The sequence below is a fragment of the Vibrio sp. 1401 genome, from assembly GCF_033340295.1.
This window is the reverse complement of sequence record NZ_JAWOWF010000068.1, coordinates 1-18,061: the sequence shown is the minus strand read 5'-3', so window position 1 is coordinate 18,061 and position 18,061 is coordinate 1. Positions and strand designations below refer to the sequence as shown.

Sequence of the window (18,061 nt, the reverse complement as noted above, 5' to 3'; positions counted from 1 at the left end):
TGAGTTTAAAAGCGAGGGAGTAATCGCGCTGAGTTCTTTTAGTTGTTGATTTCATAACACTCTCCAATTTTGGGGGGAGAAAGTGTCAACCTTATTTAGGACGGCACACCTCTTTAATAAAAAGCCAGTAAATGTTAATTGCTGGCTTTTTTATTTGAAAAAATCGAGTCTCAAATCGCTTAGCGGTGTCTGTCCTTTCTAGACGATAAAACAAAATATGATAAATTAGTTGAGTAAAGCTTAGCTAGGCGTTAAGTTTTGCGTTTTGCTTTAAATGTTCAACAAACATAGATATTTTCTTAGCTACATGTTTTCTAGACGAGTAAAAGGCGTAAAGTACTAAATCCTCAGGTTCGTACTCTAGAGTGACGATTTCTAGCTCACCATTTTTGATCTCATTTTGGCATGACTCAATTGGCAATATTGCGTATCCAAGCCCTGATAACGCGCCATATCTGGCGAGATGACCGCTGTTTACTTTGAATGAAGATTGTACAGTTTGAGTAATATGGCCCCCAGCAGGGTTTCTGAATACCCATGGTGCACCATTTACTGCGGTAAGCGTCGTGATGCAGGGAACATGACTTAGATCCGTAATTTTGTAAGGGGGGGCGTATTTCTCAATTAGTTGAGGCGCGGCTAAAATGGCACTGGGCCAGCGTTTTATCTCTCTCGCCACCCAGTTACTGTCTGACAAAGTACCTCTGTGAAAACTCAATATTATATCAAAGCCATCGATAGCATCGCCTTTAGGGGCGAGCGTTGTATCACAATGCAAAGAGATTGCTGGATATTGATTGCAAAAGGAAACAATAGCTTTTGCCAGTACAGGTGTGTCTGGCATAAGAATTCGCAGTTCCCCTGTTACCGTGTGCGAGTGGCGCGTTACAGTTTCTAGTGCGGCGTTGAGTTGCTCCAATAACGGACGAGTGCTGCTATAGAGCTCTTCTCCAGCCTCGGTAGGCGTCATTCGCCTTGTTGTTCTATTGAACAACCTAATGTTTAACTTTTCTTCAAGCAGGGCAATGTGTCGGCTGACATTTGATGTTGGTATGTTCAAACACTCAGCGGCTCGCTTAAAGCTGTTGTTCTCATAAACACAGTGAAAACTTTTTAACCAGATTTGGTCAACGTTATCAAACATTTCATTATCCCACTTTATTGGATTATCAAGCCAGCATATCGCACTTTATCCCTGTACTAAGTTACATACAATTTTATTTACAAGTTTAAGCGAACAAACAACGAGATATCGCGCTAGAACGTAATCAATAGTGGTGAATTTATGAGCTGGTTAGAACGGTTATTTGAGAATAAAAATATAATAGGTTCGCGCAAAGCGTCTATCCCTGAGGGCGTTTGGACAAAGTGTCCTGAGTGTGAACAAATACTTTATAGTGCCGCGTTAAAAGAAAATTTGGAAGTATGCCCTAAATGCTCATATCACATGAGAATGGCTGCGCGTCAAAGGTTGATCTCTTTTCTGGACCATGGAACACAACAAGAGTTGGCAAGTGAGTTGGAGCCACAAGATATTTTGGGTTTTAAAGACTTAAAGCGATATAAAGAGCGAATTGCTTTAGCACAGAAAACGACTGGAGAAAAAGATGCGTTGGTGGTGATGGAGGGCAAGTTATTGGGTCTGCCTGTTGTTGCGTGTGCATTCGAATTCTCTTTCATGGCAGGTTCGATGGGCGCAGTGGTTGGCGAGAAGTTTGTCCGAGCAGTTGAAAGCGCAATTAATACAAAATCTGGGTTAGTATGTTTTTCCGCTTGCGGAGGGGCGCGCATGCAAGAGTCTTTGGTGGCACTCATGCAAATGTCAAAAACCAGCGCCGCGTTAAACCACTTATCTGAGCACAGATTACCCTATATCTCAGTATTGACGGACCAAACTTATGGTGGCGTCTCGGCGAGTTTAGCCATGTTAGGAGACATCAATATTGGTGAACCTAAAGCAAGTATTGGCTTTGCGGGAAGACGGGTCATTGAGCAAACGGTACGTGAAAAGCTACCAGACGAGTTTCAGCGAAGTGAGTTTTTACTAGCGCATGGTGCGCTAGATATGATTGTCGATAGACGTGAAATGCGCGATCGCGTTGGCCGCTTACTGGCTAAGTTAACCAACGCGAGGGTGGTCTCAGAATAGGTTGTATTAAAGTTAGACTTAGTACTTGCGTTTATTGAGCCGTAATCATTACAAACCGTTCATTTTGCCCCCATCTTGGTTCCGCATTCATTAGGCTGAGATCCAACGCCGTTTGGTATGGGTCAACAGCAAAATGGTCGCTTACTAACCCCCAGAGCATCCAGTTGATTGCGGTTTCATTCTCGGTAAGCTCTTCGAGTGGCGCTTGGAGGAAAAAGTACTCATCTTCGCCATCGTAACCGAGCCGATCATAGATAATGTTGCGTAGCTCTCGTTCCAAATCATGTTGGAGGTTGATTGAGTCGTACAGTTGCTCTTCTGTTGGGCCATTCTCATGGTGATAAACATTGCGTTTTGACTCTTTGTGTAAAGTACCTGCGCCAGTTTCAATGCTTACTTTCTTTTGCGAGTGTTGCTCAAGAACTTGAATGATTTCATCCTCTAGTTGATCGAGTTTACTCAGCAAAACTTGATTGTTTATGTCACCAGCGGGGGAGGCCATCGTTTGGAAGGCTTTCACTCTCTCGTAGACTGCTTTCCCGTGAGGAAGGGCTGCAAAACACTGTTCTTGGAGCGCTTCATTGGCTTGCCAAATGCCCGAGTAGAGCTCGTAATCATGTGTATATGGTGGAAGCTCTTCAGTATCTTCCCCTAATAATTCTCGCCAGTGCTTTTGCCACTGTTCTTCTTTTGCGTGTTTTACACGCGCGTATTGCTTAACCCAGCGGTTACGAAGTTTTACCCCAAAAATGGCAAGTCCCCATGGAGCGAGCAAATAAAAATAATAGTGAGAAGAGTTATCCCAAAAGTAACCGTAAACGTAAACACCAAAAGCAAGCACCCAAGTTCCAATAGTACAAGCAATAACCCCGGACATTATTGATGATTGGCGCTTTGTTTCTCTTAATGTATTACCTTCAGCACATAACCGAAAAATGCCGCCAAAAACAAAGGCAAACGTTGTCATGAAGTAGGCAATCCCCGTTCCCAAAAATCCCCAAAGTGACATGTATTATCCCTAGCCAAATATCTGCTTTATTCACTCATCAATGACTCGAGGAGTAAATGTGTTTGATTTGGCGGAGAATTTACCATTAATGCCAACTTTTTGATATGCACTCTGTGACTTATTGAGAATGAGTCACAAATAAAAATAGATGGTATCAAGCATCAAAATTTAATTTAGAACCTTTGATTGTCGCGAACTCTATCTGGAAGAGTTAAGGGGGGCGTTTAAGGGCAATTTTCCTCATAAAGTCGTTATTTAGAAAAAGGTAAATTAATGTTTTTATTGATAATTGTGAGTTTTTTTGGAGTGGGATTGCTCCCATTTAATTAGAGTAAAAGACCTATTTTTGGGAGCGGTTTCATAAATTTTATGACACTGATTTCACTGTTTGAGCTGTAAAGAATATAAATCCCCACTCAATGTATGTTAATAATCAATGAGTGTTGTTATGTCTCATATCCGTTTTTTCCCGCGCCATCGTTTGGCGCTTGCTTGTATGCTAGCGAGTGTGTCTGGCTTCTCTTTTGCACAAAATCAGTGTGCTGTTGCTGATTTACAACAATCGCGAGATCTGGCTACTGCCGTTTCTGGTGCTGAGTATGATTGCTACCACGCTTGGTTTTCAGCACCTTCAGAAACGCTGAATGATATCTATAGTGAAGCGAGCCTAAGCCGTATCCAAGTCGCGCTGGATCAAGAAATCGCTCGCTATCGTGGTGAAGCAGATCAAGCTCGTATTCTAGAGAACCTAGGCGAATTTATTCGAGCGGCCTACTACGTTCGCTACAACGCTGGTACTGGTACACCTGAGTTTTCGCAAGCGTTGAGTCAGCGTTTTGCTCAGTCGACGAACCTATTCCTAAACAACCCTCATGCTTTGGATCAAGGTCGTGAACAAGTTGGTGCAATGAAGAGCCTGACTTTGATGGTTGATAACGTTAAGCAGTTGCCGCTGACCATGGATAGCATGATGGCCGCGTTGATGCACTTTAATCGTGAAACCGCGCAGGACACGCAATGGGTCGATGGTTTAAACAACTTGTTCCGCTCTATGGCAGGCCATGCGGCGAACGATGCGTTCTACCGATACATGGCAAACAATACACACCATATTGATACGTTGGTGAAATTCGCATCTGATAATGCTTGGGCATTAGATACGGATGCAAGCTTTATCGTTTTCAATGCATTACGTGAAACTGGTCGTTTGCTCGCAAGCCCAGATCAGGAGACCAAACGCAAAGCATTGGCAGTAATGCAACAGGTGATGCAGCGTTATCCACTGGGTAGTGAGCATGACAAACTATGGCTTGCTGCCGTTGAAATGATGAGCTACTACGCACCAGAAGGCCTAAATGGTCTGAATATTGAGCAAGCCAAGCAAGATTTAGCTGCACGTGTAATGCCAAATCGTTTTGAATGTCAGGGACCTGCCATTATTCGCTCTGAAGATCTGACCGATGCTCAAGCAGCGAAAGCGTGTGAAGTGCTAGCGGCAAAAGAAGCCGACTTCCATCGAGTTGCGAATACGGGTAATCAACCTGTCGCTGATGATTTGAATGATCGTGTTGAAGTGGCGGTATTCGCGAGTAACGCTAGTTACGTTGATTACTCTTCATTCCTATTTGGTAATACAACGGACAACGGTGGTCAGTACCTAGAAGGTGACCCTTCAAAAGCGGACAATACTGCGCGTTTCGTCGCTTATCGCTACGCGAATGGTGAAGATCTCTCTATCTTGAACCTAGAACATGAATACACGCACTATTTAGATGCACGATTTAACCAATACGGTTCGTTCAGCGATAACTTGGCTCATGGTCATATTGTTTGGTGGCTAGAAGGTTTTGCTGAATACATGCATTACAAGCAAGGTTACCAAGCTGCGATTGAGCTGATTGCAGATGGTAAACTGAGCCTTTCCACTGTGTTTGATACCACGTACTCTCACGATACCAATCGTATCTATCGTTGGGGTTATCTAGCTGTTCGATTCATGTTAGAAAATCATCCACAAGACGTCGAAAGCTTGTTGGCATTGTCGCGCTCTGGCCAGTTCGAACAATGGGCACAGCAGGTGACGTCTTTAGGTCAACAATACGATGCTGAGTTTGAACGTTGGTTGGACACATTAAAAGTGGAACCTGAGCAACCTGGTACAGACCCAGAAGAACCAACAGAACCAACAAGCCCTGAAGCAAAAGTGACTGAATTGACGGCGAACCAAAGCCTTCAGCTCAGTGGCGAAGCATACAGCGAAAAACTGTTCTACGTTGATGTTCCAGCCAACACCGTTAACTTCAATGTATCTATTGAGGGTGCGGGTGATGCGGATCTTTACATGAGCTACAACAAAGTCGCGCATTACTATGATTTCGAAATGAGTCAATATGCTGATGGCAGCAATGAAGAGATTGTGTTTGAACCAGAGCAAGATGGTTACGTTAAAGCGGGTCGTTACTACATCAGCTTAACTGGACGTGATAGCTATGACTCAGTGAATCTTGTGGCTGCGTTAGAAGTGGAAGCGCAAACACCGCCAACCCAAGTGCAAGATGATTTAGCACCTGTGGTATTAGAGTCTGGTGAAGCCAAAATGCTTACCGTTCACAAGCAGCGTTATGCAGCAGTTTATGTGCCTGAAGGTGTTGAAGAGGTTCGTGTATGGCTAACGGCTCACTCTCAAACTGGTAATGTCGATCTATACGCGAGTAGGGAGCATTGGCCTACAGTAGAGCAGCACGAGTATGCGTCCAACTATGCAGGCAGCAATGAATACCTTGCGATTCCTATGACTGAAGCAGGGTACGTGCACTTCGCTCTTCAGGCTCCAGAGCAAGGCGATGACGTTGAAATGCTAGTGCACTTCAACTAAAAAAATTCGATTAACTAAAGTCGAGATAAAACGTCGCTGATACAGCGACGTTTTTGTTTATATCGGACACGATTATAAACAAACAGCGGCGAATGCTAGTTAATCGGCTGATCTATCGAGTTATCAGTTGCCCTTTTTCTAAACGACTTTAAGTTTGTATTGCAATTTACCGAGTACATAAACTTTTTTAGCGACGCGTTCTGTGACCTAGCTTCTGATTTGTGCTTCCCAAATGGATACAATATATATGCACCCCGTGCAATAAAGTGAAAAGGGAAAGACATGAAAACGCTTATTTATGAAACGTTGATTAGCCTTGCTAACCAAGAACCAGAACAACATGCAAGAATCCGACAAAATCTCTATGAACAGTTGGATCTGCCGTTCGATAAGCAGCTGGCTTTGTATTCTTGTGCCCTTGGTCCTGCAAGTTCAGGCAAGTTGGAGAGCAGTCAAGGCATTAACAACGCGGTAGATTGCGCGGTTAAACTGCTTGAAACTCCTGAGCGCTAATTCACTCGTTGTTTTAATCACGGCCCGAACCCCAAGGGCCGTTTTTAATTGCGGTTAAATTAATTTCAACGTCGTTATTACTCTGCTCTTTCCGCTAGCACTTCTTTGAATGCAAACATGCCGTTTAATGCCGTGGGAAAACCTGCGTAGACGGACATCTGCAAAATGATCTCTTTAATCTCATCCTCGCTACAGCCTACATTCAGCGCTGCATTTAAGTGCACTTTTAGTTGCGGCGCGCAATTCCCCATTGCCGTTAGCGCGGCGACGGTTGCGATTTCTCTCGATTTTAGGTCTAAGCCCGGGCGAGCATAAATATCGCCAAACGGATACTCAATGGTGTACTGAGCTAAATCTGGACAAATATCTTGTAAGGTTTCGATGACATTATGACCAGCGTCGCCATCAATTTGAGAGAGTAGTTCTAATCCTTTGTTAAAGCGTGATTGTTCCATCGGTATGTTCCTAGTGAATAAACGTAAACACACCTTAATCGTTAGAGTTAACTCTAAGTCAACGAACTTTTCCGCTTTTATACAAGGCAATTTTTTCTTCTAGAGCCGATAAGTGCTTTTTCTGTTGCTCAATGTGGCGTTTGAGGTTTTCTTGGTGTTGTTCTAACAGGGCTTGACGTTGTGGTACAGATTGAGAGCCGACTTCCCTTAATTTGGCATACTCTAGAATCTCTTCAAGTGGCATTGCAGTTTCTTTTAAACGCTTAACAAAGCTTATCCAGTTTAGATCTTTCGAACTATACATTCGATGTCCACTCGCGTTTCTATGGACATGTTTAAGTAAACCGATTTTTTCATAGTATCGAAGAGTATGAGCAGATAGCCCGACGAGGTCAGAAAATTCTTTGATATTCATTATTATCCTCCAAGGTAGAGCATACCCCATAGAGATAAGCTAAGTTTCGCATTTTGAAGTCATTTCGGGACAGATACAAACAGAAATCTTTAGTCTTTTAACGCTAGGTATGGTGATTTACTGGATTTTTGAAACGCGCCAAACGTGATCCATCTGCCAGTTTCGTTTTATTAACAATTGTTACTCAACGGGTTGGCTTGGCTATTTTTATCCTTTGGGCCTATTTTAGGGCGTACGTAGGTCTTATATTTTATCTTTTTCAATTGAAATTTTTGTTAAATAAAACAATGACTTAGTGTTTTGTTGGGCTGTTTGGGGTGTATGTTGTGTGCCCGTTATTCACTCAGAACGATTTATCGCTGTGCAATGGATGAGTCGCTACGCCTTCGATTTCAGCCTTGAGTTAGTGCTAAAAGGGTGAGTGCCTCTGATGAATAGCTTTTATAATTTCGATTATTGAATTCACTCACAAAAAAATGCAAACAAGTAATCGTGAGTGGAAACGAGCAGGAGAACAACATGAGTGGCTCACAGGAAACACAATCATTCGGTGCAAACGTTATCTTACATGCATTTGATTGGAAGTATGCTGACATTGCCCAACGAGCAAAAGAAATCCGCGAGCTTGGTTATGGCTCTGTGTTGGTTTCGCCACCAATGAAAAGCGCACACGATGAGCGCTGGTGGCAGCGTTATCAACCACAAGATTATCGTGTTATCGATAATGCCTTGGGTGATACCAAAGATTTTATTCATATGGTTCGTGAACTGGAGCAAGTTGGTGTGTGGGTTTATGCCGACGTAGTGTTTAACCATATGGCAAATGAGGCCCACCTTCGCAGAGACCTTCAGTACCCAAGACAAGAGGTCTTGGAGGAATACCAGAACGACAAACAGAAATATCAGTCGCTAGCGTTGTTTGGCGATCTATCTCAACCACTTTTTGATGAAGAGGACTTTGTTGAAGCATTCGGCATCAAAGACTGGAAAGATAAGTGGCAGGTTCAAAACGGACGTATCACCGGTGGGCCAACCGACCCTGGCTTGCCAACTCTTCGTGTTTGTGACCATGTCGTTGAACAGCAGCGAGCGTACCTAAAGGCGCTGAAAGCTATTGGTGTGAAAGGTTTTCGTATTGACGCTGCGAAACACATGACGTTAGAGCATCTTAAGCGTGTTTGGACAGACGACATCACGCGGGATGTGCATATATTTGGTGAAATTATTACCGATGGCGGTGCGACGGAAGAAGAGTATCAGCTGTTTCTTGAGCCGTATCTACAGGAAACTCGCCTAGGTGCGTACGATTTCCCTTTGTTCTCAACCATGTTTAAGGCGTTTGCTAAAAAGGGCAGCTTCAAGTCTCTGATTGATCCCTATTGTTTTGGTCAGGCTCTGTCCCCCGGTCGTGCGATTACATTTGCTATCACACATGATATTCCTAACAATGATGTCTTTCTTGATCTCATCATGGACGAGGAAAATGAATGGTTAGCTTATGCCTATATTCTAGGCCGAGATGGTGGTGTGCCGTTGATTTATACCGACTTAAACACCAGCGGTATTAAAGGTAAAAATGGTCAGCCAAGATGGCAAGGTGCATGGAGCGATCCGAGAATGGCAAAAATGATCCAGTTCCATAATATGACGCATGGCGAGCCGATGAGTGTTCTTGAAGGTAACGATGACATGCTCGTACTGAAGCGAGGTGACAAAGGTATTGTGGTGCTTAATAAATCACAGCGTCAACAGTCTTTGACATTAAAAATCGATGGTAATTGGGTTGATTTGATGACAGAACAAATCATTCCAACTGACGGTAAGTTAATCGTACCATCTAAGTCGTCGATGTTACTCGTCGCGAAGTAGAAGATGTACACACCGAGGTTAGCAACTTCGGTGTGTATGTTTTTCATCGTCATTCACGTTCTGCTGAAGTTCAATATAAACTCAAACTCTCTCGTTTTTGCTAGAAATTTATGAGCACTCGTTAACGCAACATTCTGCTTTTAAAAAACCAATTACGTCATCTAAGCACTGATATTCTGCAACACAAAAAAGGGTTCTACCCTCACGGCGCTGGGTGAGAAGACCGGCTGAAGCAAGGCTCGAGATATGATGAGAGAGAGTGGATGCTGGAATGCCAAGCTTTTCTTGTACGCCGCCTACCGCGATACCTTTGTATCCCGCTTTGACGACTTCTTTGTAAATACTTAAACGAGTCGGATGCCCTAACTCTTTTAGTGCTTTAGCAACGGCTTCAAGCTCCATACTGACCTCTAAAGAATGACCACAGTAATTTTGTTTCGATAATAGGGAAAGTCTCGGTAAATGCCAACTATTACGATCTCAGAACAATTTAAATCAGATGAGATTCATGCTGGCTCATGCCTTCATGACAACAATTGTCTGTTCTAATGAGACAGATCAATCTTCATTATTATTTCACGCCACGTTCAAAATCCCTCGTCTACACTCACTGTTGAGTTGTCAGTTGGCAGACCAAGGAGGCGGCCATGATTGCGGTTCATAGAGATTATTGTTTGTCTAACAGTTCGGAGTTACATGCCCACGTTAAAGTCAATCCTGTCGGTAAATTAGAAGTTGAGATTGTTGAACTTCAAGAGCGCCACACCACAGAGTTTGATGATTTGTCTTTTGAGAGTCGTGGGTGTGAAACTCGAATCTGTGGTAAAGAAGACACAACTCCGTGGCAGTTCAATCTTGCAGTTACTGATGCGTTAGAGCTTTCTCATTTAGTGGAAGAAGCAAACGAAGAGTATGAGATTTTAATGAATGATCTTATGTAATATCGAGAAGATCATTTTATCCTGCACGGCGTGTGGCTCTGTACTGAAAAAATAAAAACCTCCCAAGCGGGAGGTTTTTAATATGGAGTGCGTTATCGTTGGATAGGCTCTTCTCTTGGTGGTGTTAGCTCTTGGACGTTATCTTCATTAAAGTCATCGGCGTAACCTTTAGGTGGCGGTGTCCAACCACGTTCTGACCGCGATAGTTTGTCATGACGATCTTTTTGCATCTCTTCCGCCATTTTCTCCTCTAACTGAATAAACAGTTGTCGGAAATTGTTGTCATAGCGTTCACCTTCAGAATCATCTTCCCAAGCTTTGTAGAGTATTTCTGACTTACGTGCTTCAACACGCTTATATGTCGCCTTCTGTTGTTCAACAAAGAAGGGGTGAATGCCAAGTGCTTTCATTGTGTGACCGCCCATCTCCAATGCAGAATGGTAGGTCTCTGATTCAATAATATCAGCTCCCGCTTGACGCAAAAGATAGCCATGTCCACGGTCAAAGGCACGTGCAATCACTGTTACTTTTGGGTACGTGTGCTTAACGTACTTCACTAGTTCTACACTCGATTCTTGGTTATCAATCGCCACAACCAACGCAGCGGCGTGCTCAATGCCGGCTGTATGTAGCATATCTGGTCGAGTCGCGTCGCCAAAATAGGCGCGAGTGCCAATCTGGCGCATGTTATCGACTTGGTCAGATTGATGGTCAAGTACCACGGTAGTCACGCCGTTTGATACCAATAGGCGATTCACTATTTGTCCAAAGCGGCCGATGCCGGCGATGATCACCGTGCCTGTTTCCTCAATCGTATCGCTTTCGCGTTCATTTGACTGGCTTTCAAAGCGCGGCAGAATCACTCTATCAAACAGAATAAACAAACCTGGTGTCAGGAACATCGAAATCGCAACCACTAACGCAAGAGTTTGTGAAAGTTCAAATGGGATGACGTGGTTTTGCACTGAAAAGCTTAGAAGCACAAAGCCGAATTCACCTGCTTGAGCCAAGCTTAGGGTAAACAGCCAGCGGTTGCTGCCTTTCACCCTAAATATCAGTGCAAGAATAAACAGCACCAAGGCTTTCAAAACCATCACGCCAATGGTCAATGCCATGACCAACCAGAAATCACCAAAAAGGACCGAGAAGTTGATCCCTGCGCCAACGGTAATAAAGAACAGACCTAACAATAGGCCTTTAAATGGTTCGATGTTGGATTCTAACTCGTGGCGGAATTCACTGTTCGCCAATACAACGCCAGCCAAGAAGGTTCCTAAGGCAGGAGATAAGCCCACTAAGCTCATCAGCGCAGCGATACCAATGACCAGCATGAGTGCAGTTGCGGTAAAGATTTCTCGCAAACCAGAGCTAGCCACATAATTGAGCAGAGGTCGACTTAAAAAGTGTCCACCAACGACGACGATTGCAATCGATGCTGTGATTACGATGCCGTATGCCCAGCCGGGCAACCCCGCAACGAGGCTTAATTCTTCATGGTGCGCTGCGGCTGTTTGAGCCGCGGACTGTGCCTGTTCAATTAATTCAGGTAAGGCCAATAGAGGAATGAACGCCAACATTGGTATCACTGCAATATCTTGAAAAAGCAACACGGAGAAAGCGTTTTGTCCACCTTCCGTCTTCGTTAATCCTTTTTCGCTAAAAGTTTGCAAAACAATCGCAGTAGAAGAGAGGGCGAAGATCAAACCTATGGCTAAGGCTATGGTCCAAGGCTGGTCAAAATACAAGGCAATACCCATAATCGCCGCGACGGTACCGCCGACTTGCAGACCTCCTAAGCCCATTAAGCGATTGCGCATTGCCCACAACATTTTGGGTTCGAGCTCTAAGCCAACGAGAAACAGCATCATCACCACGCCAAACTCGGCAAAGTGCTGGATTGTTGTTGTTTCTTCACCGACTAAACCGATAATTGGGCCAATGACCACACCTGCGATGAGATAGCCTAAAACGGACCCAAGTCCCAAACGCTTAGCAAGTGGGACTGCAATTACAGCAGCAATCAAATATACGAAGGCTTGTAAGAATATCCCTGTCATGAAGCCTCCTTAATGAGCTCTGGCAATGCGCTGTTAAGCTTGATTAATGACGCCGCAGCTTCAACATCCAACCTATCTTCGACTAAAGCTGTTAGCAGGCTCTTGTACCGCTCAACATGACGAGGGATTCGCCCTTCTTCATCTGCTGTACGTGCGCCAAACATCGCGAGAGGGGCAATGTAGTTCATGCCTGTCAGTGCGGACATTTGTTCAATAGGCGCAAGCAGTTGACGAATCGTAAAGTGGTTGTAGCCCTCTGCCTTATAAGCTTCTTCTTTACCCCCTGCAGACAGCACACAAAGCATGGTCTTACCTTGCAGTGCTGTGCCATCTGTACCGTAAGCAAAGCCATATTCCAAAACCAGATCTTGCCACTCTTTTAAAATTGCAGGCGTTGAATACCAATATAGTGGGAATTGGAAAATCACCACGTCATGCTCACGTAGGCGTTGCTGCTCACGGTCGATATTAATATCGAAACGAGGGTATTCGCCATAGAGATCAACACATGTCACGCCTTCAATTTTTTGAGCTTCTTTGAAAAGTGGAGTATTCACTTCTGAACGATGCTGGGAAGGATGAGCAAAGAGAATGAGTACTTTTTTATTTGCCATAGGGATCCTTGCTATCTAAATAACCATGCCCAGTAGGAGCGCGGGTTGGTTAGAAAATGTAACTCATAAATGATCGCCAAGCTAGTTTGGAAAACTGTTTAAGCTGTTTCAATATCAATAAAAAACCACCAAATAAATTGGTGGTTTTGGGAAGCGTTACGTTTTACTAATCATGAATAGGGACGACTAGAATATCCACCGGTGACTTGTTAATTAAGTGTCTGGAGTAAGAAATAATCTTGCTCCAGAAATCTTGGTGGTGACCACAAATCAGAAGATCCACTTCTTGCTCTTTAATGGTGACCTCTAATTTATCAGCCAAGTCGCCAGTACCTACGAAGAAATGTTTAAGTGGGTAATCCATGTAATCACTAAATGTTTTTAAACATTCCATTGAATGCTCATTCAACGGCCTTTGATCCGGGTTTTCTTTAATGTCTACAAGCTCACGATAGATTTCTCCGTGCGTACCATCAATATGAATAAAGGAGATATCGGAGTCGAGATAGTTTGCCATTGATACCGCTCTGTCGATAAGCACGGTGCTTTCATCTGACAGTTCGAGTGCAACAAGGATATGTTTGTATTTCATAACCACGCCCTTATGTGGATTATCTTTACCCTAAGCATAGTATGGCTTGGATAAAAATTGTGTTGCTAAGATCTCGAAATTGTTCAAAGACTTGTTAAAAAGTTAATGTGATATAACAACTTACTGTGAAACTTTCTTTTTGTTCGCATTTGGTTAGAAAGCTTGCTTTTTGAACAAAAAAGCGACTACACTCTGCGCATCATTTCTCTAGGAGATTACGCCAACATGAAGAACTAAACCTGTCATCCATATTTTTACTTATTTTTTGGATCTGCAGGGTTAGTAGGCGTAGCTCACTTTCCGATATTTCTTTGCAACAAGACGACTTTTTGATTTGACGTATATCGTCGAACTTTACATAGAGCTTAATGCGTTTTTGCACGCGTTTTGTTGCAATTTCAAATCATAGCTACGGCTGTTGTCCCTGTCATACAGGAGGCAAATTATGCCGGTTTTACAAGCTTTTAATGTTAGCCATCAGTTTGATAATGGCGAGACGCTATTTCAGTCTATTTCTTGTTCCATGACTAAACGACGTGTTGGTTTGGTTGGGCGCAATGGCATCGGTAAGTCGCTTTTGGCTTCCATTTTGGCGGGAGAAACTCAGCCTGCCAGCGGTGTTGTGACTTCTCCCTCTTCTTTCATGATGTATCGCCAGCAGCCGTCTGATCTGCTTTCAGGCCAGCAATCGATCGCCCAGTTTCTGGGAACAGACTCGGTCTTACATGCTTTGAAGCAGATTGAACAAGGTGATGTTTCTGAGCATTGGTTCGAACTGGTTGGCGAACAGTGGGATATTGAACAGAAACTCAAACAGCAGCTTGCTGCGATGGGCTTGCCGCAAGACCCTGATTTCTCTTGTGCTCGGCTCAGTGGTGGTCAGTTGGCACGTTTGCAGTTATGGCAGTTGTTTGAAAACGAAACGGAGCTTTTGATTCTTGATGAGCCATCCAATCACCTCGATACCGAGGCGAAACAATGGCTGATAGAGTCTATGAGGCATTTCGGTGGCGCGATTTTACTCATCAGTCACGATCGTGAGCTGCTACGAGAGATGGAGGAAATTTGGGAACTATCGGGCCTAGGCTTACAAGTTTTTGGTGGAAATTACGATGTGTATGCCGAGCAAAAACGCACTGAGTTACAAGCGGTCGAAAGGCAGTTAGCGCAGGTCGATAAACACAAAAAACGGTTAGCTGAGCAAGCCCAGAAAAATCGCGAAAAAGCAGACCAACGCGCCGCGCAAGGGAACAAACTGCGCAAAGACGGCAGTCAGCCCAAAATTTTGCTTGATGGCAAAAAGGATAGCGCGACCGCCAGCGCCTCAAATCGCAATAAGAATGAGCAACTCAGACAAGCGCATTTACAAGCCAAAGAGCGGGCGTTGCAATCGCGACATGAGCAGCTCAAAGCGCAAAAGCTTTATCTTGCAGATAATCCGAACCGTTCGAGAAAAGTGTTGTCGATACAAGAAGGTATATTGCCTTTTGGGGATTCTACTCCTATCACTTTGCAGATTTTTGCGAACGATAAAGTCCATCTCAAAGGGAAAAATGGCTGCGGAAAGTCAACCTTGTTAAAGACGTTGCTTGGCGAGTTGTCGTTGCTGAGTGGTGAGCTGCAAGTGAATACCCCCTTGTATTATCTCGACCAACACTTTGGCGCAGTGAATCCAAATCTTTCGTTACTTGAGAACGTAATGGAGACCTGCCAAGAGATGACGGAAAGTGAAGCGAGAACCTTATTGGCGGGGATCGGTTTTCGTCGAGACGCTGTGTTTCGGTTGGGATGCGTACTAAGCGGTGGCGAGAAGATGAAGCTCGCAATGCTGATCGTCAGCCATCAACACTCCCAGCCTTTGCTGCTGCTCGATGAACCAGATAACCATCTCGATCTCGAGTCAAAAGTAATGCTTAGTCAGGCGTTAAATGTATACAAAGGTGGATTTGTTCTGATTAGTCACGACCAAGATTTCGCTTCTGAGTCTGGGGTTTTGCGCCAAATCGAGCTGACTTAGACGAAAGAGAGTAAACGTCATCGTAGCTCTTCAGTATTGTTCCCAAGTTCTACACTTCCACTTACTAGTTTGTAGAACTGGAAGGAAATGAGGGAGTTAGGATGGCTTTCACAACTCGTTTAATGAAATTAGATTCATTTTGTCGATATATAGTAGAGTTCTGATGTATTGCACAAAAAGACAACAGAAAAATAAAAAGGAATTTCATGAAAAAGAACACCCTAGCACTCACAACCGCTCTCGCACTCGGAAGTGTGTTGTCTGTGGCGCATGCCAATGAAGCGGCGCAATCGTCGGTTGAACAGGTAAGCCCGAAAGCCATCACGTATCCAACCACACAAAAAGTGGATATTGTCGATGACTACTTTGGTACAAAAGTGAGTGATCCTTATCGCTGGTTGGAAGACGATCTCAGCCCAGAAACCGCAGAATGGGTGAAGGCGCAAAATGCAGTGACGTTTGATTATCTGGCGAAAATCCCTTACCGCGAGCAGATTGAAGAGCGCATCACTAAGCTCATGGATTACGAAAAACAAAGCCAGCCGTTCAAAGAGGGTAAGTTCACTTACTTCTACAAAAATGACGGGTTACAAAACCAAGACGTGCTTTATCGGCAGCTAGGTGATGGTGAAGCAGAAATTTTCCTCGATCCAAATACTTTTAGTGAAGATGGCACCACATCGTTAGCGGGAGTGAGCTTTTCACGTGATGGTTCTTTGGTTGCATACAGCATTTCGGAAGGCGGTAGCGATTGGCGCAAAGTCATTGTGTTAGACACAGAAACCAAAAAGCCCGTCGGCGAAACGTTGGTGGATATTAAGTTCAGTGGCATCAGTTGGCTCGGCAATCAAGGCTTCTATTACTCAAGTTATGACAAGCCAAAAGGGAGTGAACTTTCCGCGAAGACAGACCAACACAAGCTCTACTTTCATAAACTAGGGACGAAACAAAGTGAAGACCAATTAATTTTCGGTGGTGTAAAGGACGAAAAGTATCGCTACGTTGGGGGTTACACGTCGGAAGATGAACGCTACTTGTTTATCTCAGCTAGCGTATCGACGTCGGGCAACAAACTGTTCTTCAAAGACCTGAGTAAGCCAAATAGCTCGCTCAAAACCATTTTAGATAACACCAGTTCTGATACTTGGGTGATAGACAACCAAGGCACGAAACTGTACTTGGTTACGAACCTTAATGCGCCGAACAAACGCGTCGTGACGGTGGATGCAAGTCAGCCGCAGCCCAAAAACTGGAAAGATGTGATTCCTGAAACAAAGAACGTGTTACGTGTTTCTACCGCGGGTGGCAATTTGTTTGCGAGCTATATTGTTGATGCGATCTCGATGGTGAAGCAATACGACATGAACGGCAAACTCATCCGAGAAATCAAATTGCCTGATATTGGCAGCGCATACGGTTTCTCGGGGAAAAAAGAAGAAACCGAAGTCTACTATTCTTTCACCAACTACAAGATGCCAAGCACTACCTATCGTCTGAACATCAAAGACGGTGATAGCGAGGTGTACTACAAATCTAAAGCGCCATTTGACCCTGTTTTGTATGAATCTCGCCAGGTGTTTTACACCTCAAAAGACGGAACAAAAGTGCCGATGATCATCACCTATAAAAAAGGGACACCGATGGACGGCAGTGCACCAACCATCCTATATGGTTATGGCGGTTTCAACATTAGCCTCACGCCATCTTTTAACCCGACACGTGCGGCTTGGTTAGAGCTTGGTGGTGTTTACGCGGTAGCGAACATTCGTGGTGGTGGGGAATATGGCAAAGAATGGCACAACGCTGGCATTCAAATGCAAAAGCAAAATGTGTTTGATGACTTTATTGCTGCGGCTGAATTCCTAATTGATGAAAAGGTAACGTCATCAAACAAGTTAGCCATTAACGGTGGATCGAATGGTGGCTTGTTAGTAGGGGCCGTTATGACGCAACGTCCAGAGCTGTTTAAAGTGGCGCTGCCAGCAGTCGGCGTACTGGATATGCTGCGTTACCATACTTTTACCGCAGGTGCTGGTTGGGCGTATGACTACGGCACGGCAGAGCAAAGTAAAGAGATGTTCCAATATCTGAAAAGTTATTCGCCGGTGCACAATGTAAAAGCAGGGGTGGAATACCCAGCAACATTGATTACAACCGGTGATCATGATGACCGTGTTGTTCCTGCTCACTCATACAAATTTGCTGCTGAGTTGCAATCGAAGCAAGCGGGTTCAAATCCGACCTTAATTCGCATCGAAACCAATGCAGGACATGGTGCAGGCACACCAACGCGTAAAATAATTGAGACAAATGCAGATATTTATAGTTTTGCACTGTTCAATATGGGAATAGAGAGACTGCAATAGTGCGAATTGTTTGCGTTTTAGTTATCGAAACGCATCGGCGATTTATCGCTCGATAATAAAAGGGAATCACAGAGAGTGATTCCCTTTTTATTTATTATAGGCCTACTATTCTAACCGAGATTCCGCAGCCAATTTAGGAATAAACTGCTTCATACAGAACACCAAGAAGCTTAAGCAGCCGAGTCTGAT

The 18,061-nt window shown here is 44.1% G+C and carries 15 protein-coding genes; 7 read left to right on the top strand and 8 right to left on the bottom strand.

The genetic code is table 11. The features are described 5' to 3' along the window. Positions 1-244 precede the first annotated feature (244 nt). Positions 245-1,144, bottom strand: coding sequence for a LysR family transcriptional regulator (locus R7Z77_RS22450; protein ID WP_017821535.1), 900 nt, complete (start codon positions 1,142-1,144; stop codon positions 245-247). A 141-nt stretch (positions 1,145-1,285) separates the two neighbouring features. Here R7Z77_RS22450 and accD point away from each other — a divergent pair, with 141 nt between their 5' ends. Further along, complete coding sequence (gene accD, locus R7Z77_RS22445; RefSeq protein WP_064354563.1) at positions 1,286-2,149, top strand: acetyl-CoA carboxylase, carboxyltransferase subunit beta; 864 nt, start codon at positions 1,286-1,288, stop codon at positions 2,147-2,149. 31 nt (positions 2,150-2,180) lie between these two features. Here the strand turns inward: accD and R7Z77_RS22440 are convergent, their stop codons facing one another. Next, positions 2,181-3,158 (bottom strand): hypothetical protein, encoded by a 978-nt coding sequence (locus R7Z77_RS22440; protein ID WP_213967971.1) that lies wholly within the window; start codon positions 3,156-3,158, stop codon positions 2,181-2,183. Between the two features lie 448 nt (positions 3,159-3,606). On the opposite strand from R7Z77_RS22440, the gene R7Z77_RS22435 reads away from it, so the two are divergent. Then, positions 3,607-6,033, top strand: a complete 2,427-nt coding sequence (locus R7Z77_RS22435) for a M9 family metallopeptidase (protein WP_005385091.1) — start codon at positions 3,607-3,609, stop codon at positions 6,031-6,033. Positions 6,034-6,315: 282 nt separating this feature from the next. Next, entirely contained in the window at positions 6,316-6,546 is a 231-nt protein-coding gene (locus R7Z77_RS22430) for a PAS factor family protein (RefSeq protein WP_005375384.1), read from the top strand. A 77-nt stretch (positions 6,547-6,623) separates the two neighbouring features. Here R7Z77_RS22430 and R7Z77_RS22425 read toward each other — a convergent pair whose 3' ends face one another. Together R7Z77_RS22425 and R7Z77_RS22420 are read right to left on the bottom strand one after the other, a co-directional pair. Beyond that, positions 6,624-7,001, bottom strand: coding sequence for a carboxymuconolactone decarboxylase family protein (locus R7Z77_RS22425; RefSeq protein ID WP_033906793.1), 378 nt, complete (start codon positions 6,999-7,001; stop codon positions 6,624-6,626). 58 nt (positions 7,002-7,059) lie between these two features. Beyond that, positions 7,060-7,416, bottom strand: coding sequence for a MerR family transcriptional regulator (locus R7Z77_RS22420; RefSeq protein ID WP_005375386.1), 357 nt, complete (start codon positions 7,414-7,416; stop codon positions 7,060-7,062). Positions 7,417-7,935: 519 nt separating this feature from the next. Between R7Z77_RS22420 and R7Z77_RS22415 the strand changes: the two genes are divergently transcribed. Beyond that, entirely contained in the window at positions 7,936-9,285 is a 1,350-nt protein-coding gene (locus R7Z77_RS22415) for an alpha-amylase family protein (RefSeq protein ID WP_033906794.1), read from the top strand. Positions 9,286-9,393: 108 nt separating this feature from the next. Here the strand turns inward: R7Z77_RS22415 and R7Z77_RS22410 are convergent, their stop codons facing one another. Continuing rightward, a complete protein-coding gene (locus R7Z77_RS22410; RefSeq protein WP_005375388.1) occupies positions 9,394-9,687 on the bottom strand; it encodes an ArsR/SmtB family transcription factor in 294 nt (97 codons plus the stop codon). Between the two features lie 245 nt (positions 9,688-9,932). On the opposite strand from R7Z77_RS22410, the gene R7Z77_RS22405 reads away from it, so the two are divergent. Continuing rightward, the gene (locus tag R7Z77_RS22405; RefSeq protein ID WP_005375389.1) at positions 9,933-10,226 is read left to right on the top strand and encodes a hypothetical protein; all 294 of its coding nucleotides are present in this window, start codon (positions 9,933-9,935) and stop codon (positions 10,224-10,226) included. Positions 10,227-10,318: 92 nt separating this feature from the next. Here R7Z77_RS22405 and R7Z77_RS22400 read toward each other — a convergent pair whose 3' ends face one another. The 3 genes from R7Z77_RS22400 to R7Z77_RS22390 all read right to left on the bottom strand — a co-directional run bounded on the left by R7Z77_RS22400 (position 10,319) and on the right by R7Z77_RS22390 (position 13,489). Further along, positions 10,319-12,283, bottom strand: a complete 1,965-nt coding sequence (locus R7Z77_RS22400; protein ID WP_005375390.1) for a monovalent cation:proton antiporter-2 (CPA2) family protein — start codon at positions 12,281-12,283, stop codon at positions 10,319-10,321. Then, positions 12,280-12,897, bottom strand: a complete 618-nt coding sequence (locus tag R7Z77_RS22395) for an NAD(P)H-dependent oxidoreductase (protein WP_005375391.1) — start codon at positions 12,895-12,897, stop codon at positions 12,280-12,282. Before R7Z77_RS22395 ends, R7Z77_RS22400 begins: the two co-directional genes overlap by 4 nt. Positions 12,898-13,063: 166 nt before the next feature. Then, the gene (locus R7Z77_RS22390) at positions 13,064-13,489 is read right to left on the bottom strand and encodes a universal stress protein (protein WP_005375398.1); all 426 of its coding nucleotides are present in this window, start codon (positions 13,487-13,489) and stop codon (positions 13,064-13,066) included. 445 nt (positions 13,490-13,934) lie between these two features. Between R7Z77_RS22390 and R7Z77_RS22385 the strand changes: the two genes are divergently transcribed. Then, positions 13,935-15,506, top strand: coding sequence for an ATP-binding cassette domain-containing protein (locus R7Z77_RS22385; RefSeq protein WP_064354565.1), 1,572 nt, complete (start codon positions 13,935-13,937; stop codon positions 15,504-15,506). A gap of 206 nt (positions 15,507-15,712) precedes the next feature. Further along, entirely contained in the window at positions 15,713-17,872 is a 2,160-nt protein-coding gene (locus R7Z77_RS22380; RefSeq protein ID WP_213967970.1) for a prolyl oligopeptidase family serine peptidase, read from the top strand. Positions 17,873-18,061: the final 189 nt, after the last annotated feature.

Coding starts and splice junctions, on each gene's coding strand:
- R7Z77_RS22400 (WP_005375390.1), bottom strand. CDS start 12,283: ATGACAGGGATATTCTTACAAGCCTTCGTATATTTGATTGCTGCTGTA.
- R7Z77_RS22450 (WP_017821535.1), bottom strand. CDS start 1,144: ATGTTTGATAACGTTGACCAAATCTGGTTAAAAAGTTTTCACTGTGTT.
- R7Z77_RS22380 (WP_213967970.1), top strand. CDS start 15,713: ATGAAAAAGAACACCCTAGCACTCACAACCGCTCTCGCACTCGGAAGT.
- R7Z77_RS22435 (WP_005385091.1), top strand. CDS start 3,607: ATGTCTCATATCCGTTTTTTCCCGCGCCATCGTTTGGCGCTTGCTTGT.
- R7Z77_RS22405 (WP_005375389.1), top strand. CDS start 9,933: ATGATTGCGGTTCATAGAGATTATTGTTTGTCTAACAGTTCGGAGTTA.
- R7Z77_RS22390 (WP_005375398.1), bottom strand. CDS start 13,489: ATGAAATACAAACATATCCTTGTTGCACTCGAACTGTCAGATGAAAGC.
- R7Z77_RS22415 (WP_033906794.1), top strand. CDS start 7,936: ATGAGTGGCTCACAGGAAACACAATCATTCGGTGCAAACGTTATCTTA.
- R7Z77_RS22385 (WP_064354565.1), top strand. CDS start 13,935: ATGCCGGTTTTACAAGCTTTTAATGTTAGCCATCAGTTTGATAATGGC.
- R7Z77_RS22430 (WP_005375384.1), top strand. CDS start 6,316: ATGAAAACGCTTATTTATGAAACGTTGATTAGCCTTGCTAACCAAGAA.
- R7Z77_RS22420 (WP_005375386.1), bottom strand. CDS start 7,416: ATGAATATCAAAGAATTTTCTGACCTCGTCGGGCTATCTGCTCATACT.
- R7Z77_RS22395 (WP_005375391.1), bottom strand. CDS start 12,897: ATGGCAAATAAAAAAGTACTCATTCTCTTTGCTCATCCTTCCCAGCAT.
- R7Z77_RS22440 (WP_213967971.1), bottom strand. CDS start 3,158: ATGTCACTTTGGGGATTTTTGGGAACGGGGATTGCCTACTTCATGACA.
- R7Z77_RS22410 (WP_005375388.1), bottom strand. CDS start 9,687: ATGGAGCTTGAAGCCGTTGCTAAAGCACTAAAAGAGTTAGGGCATCCG.
- R7Z77_RS22425 (WP_033906793.1), bottom strand. CDS start 7,001: ATGGAACAATCACGCTTTAACAAAGGATTAGAACTACTCTCTCAAATT.
- accD (WP_064354563.1), top strand. CDS start 1,286: ATGAGCTGGTTAGAACGGTTATTTGAGAATAAAAATATAATAGGTTCG.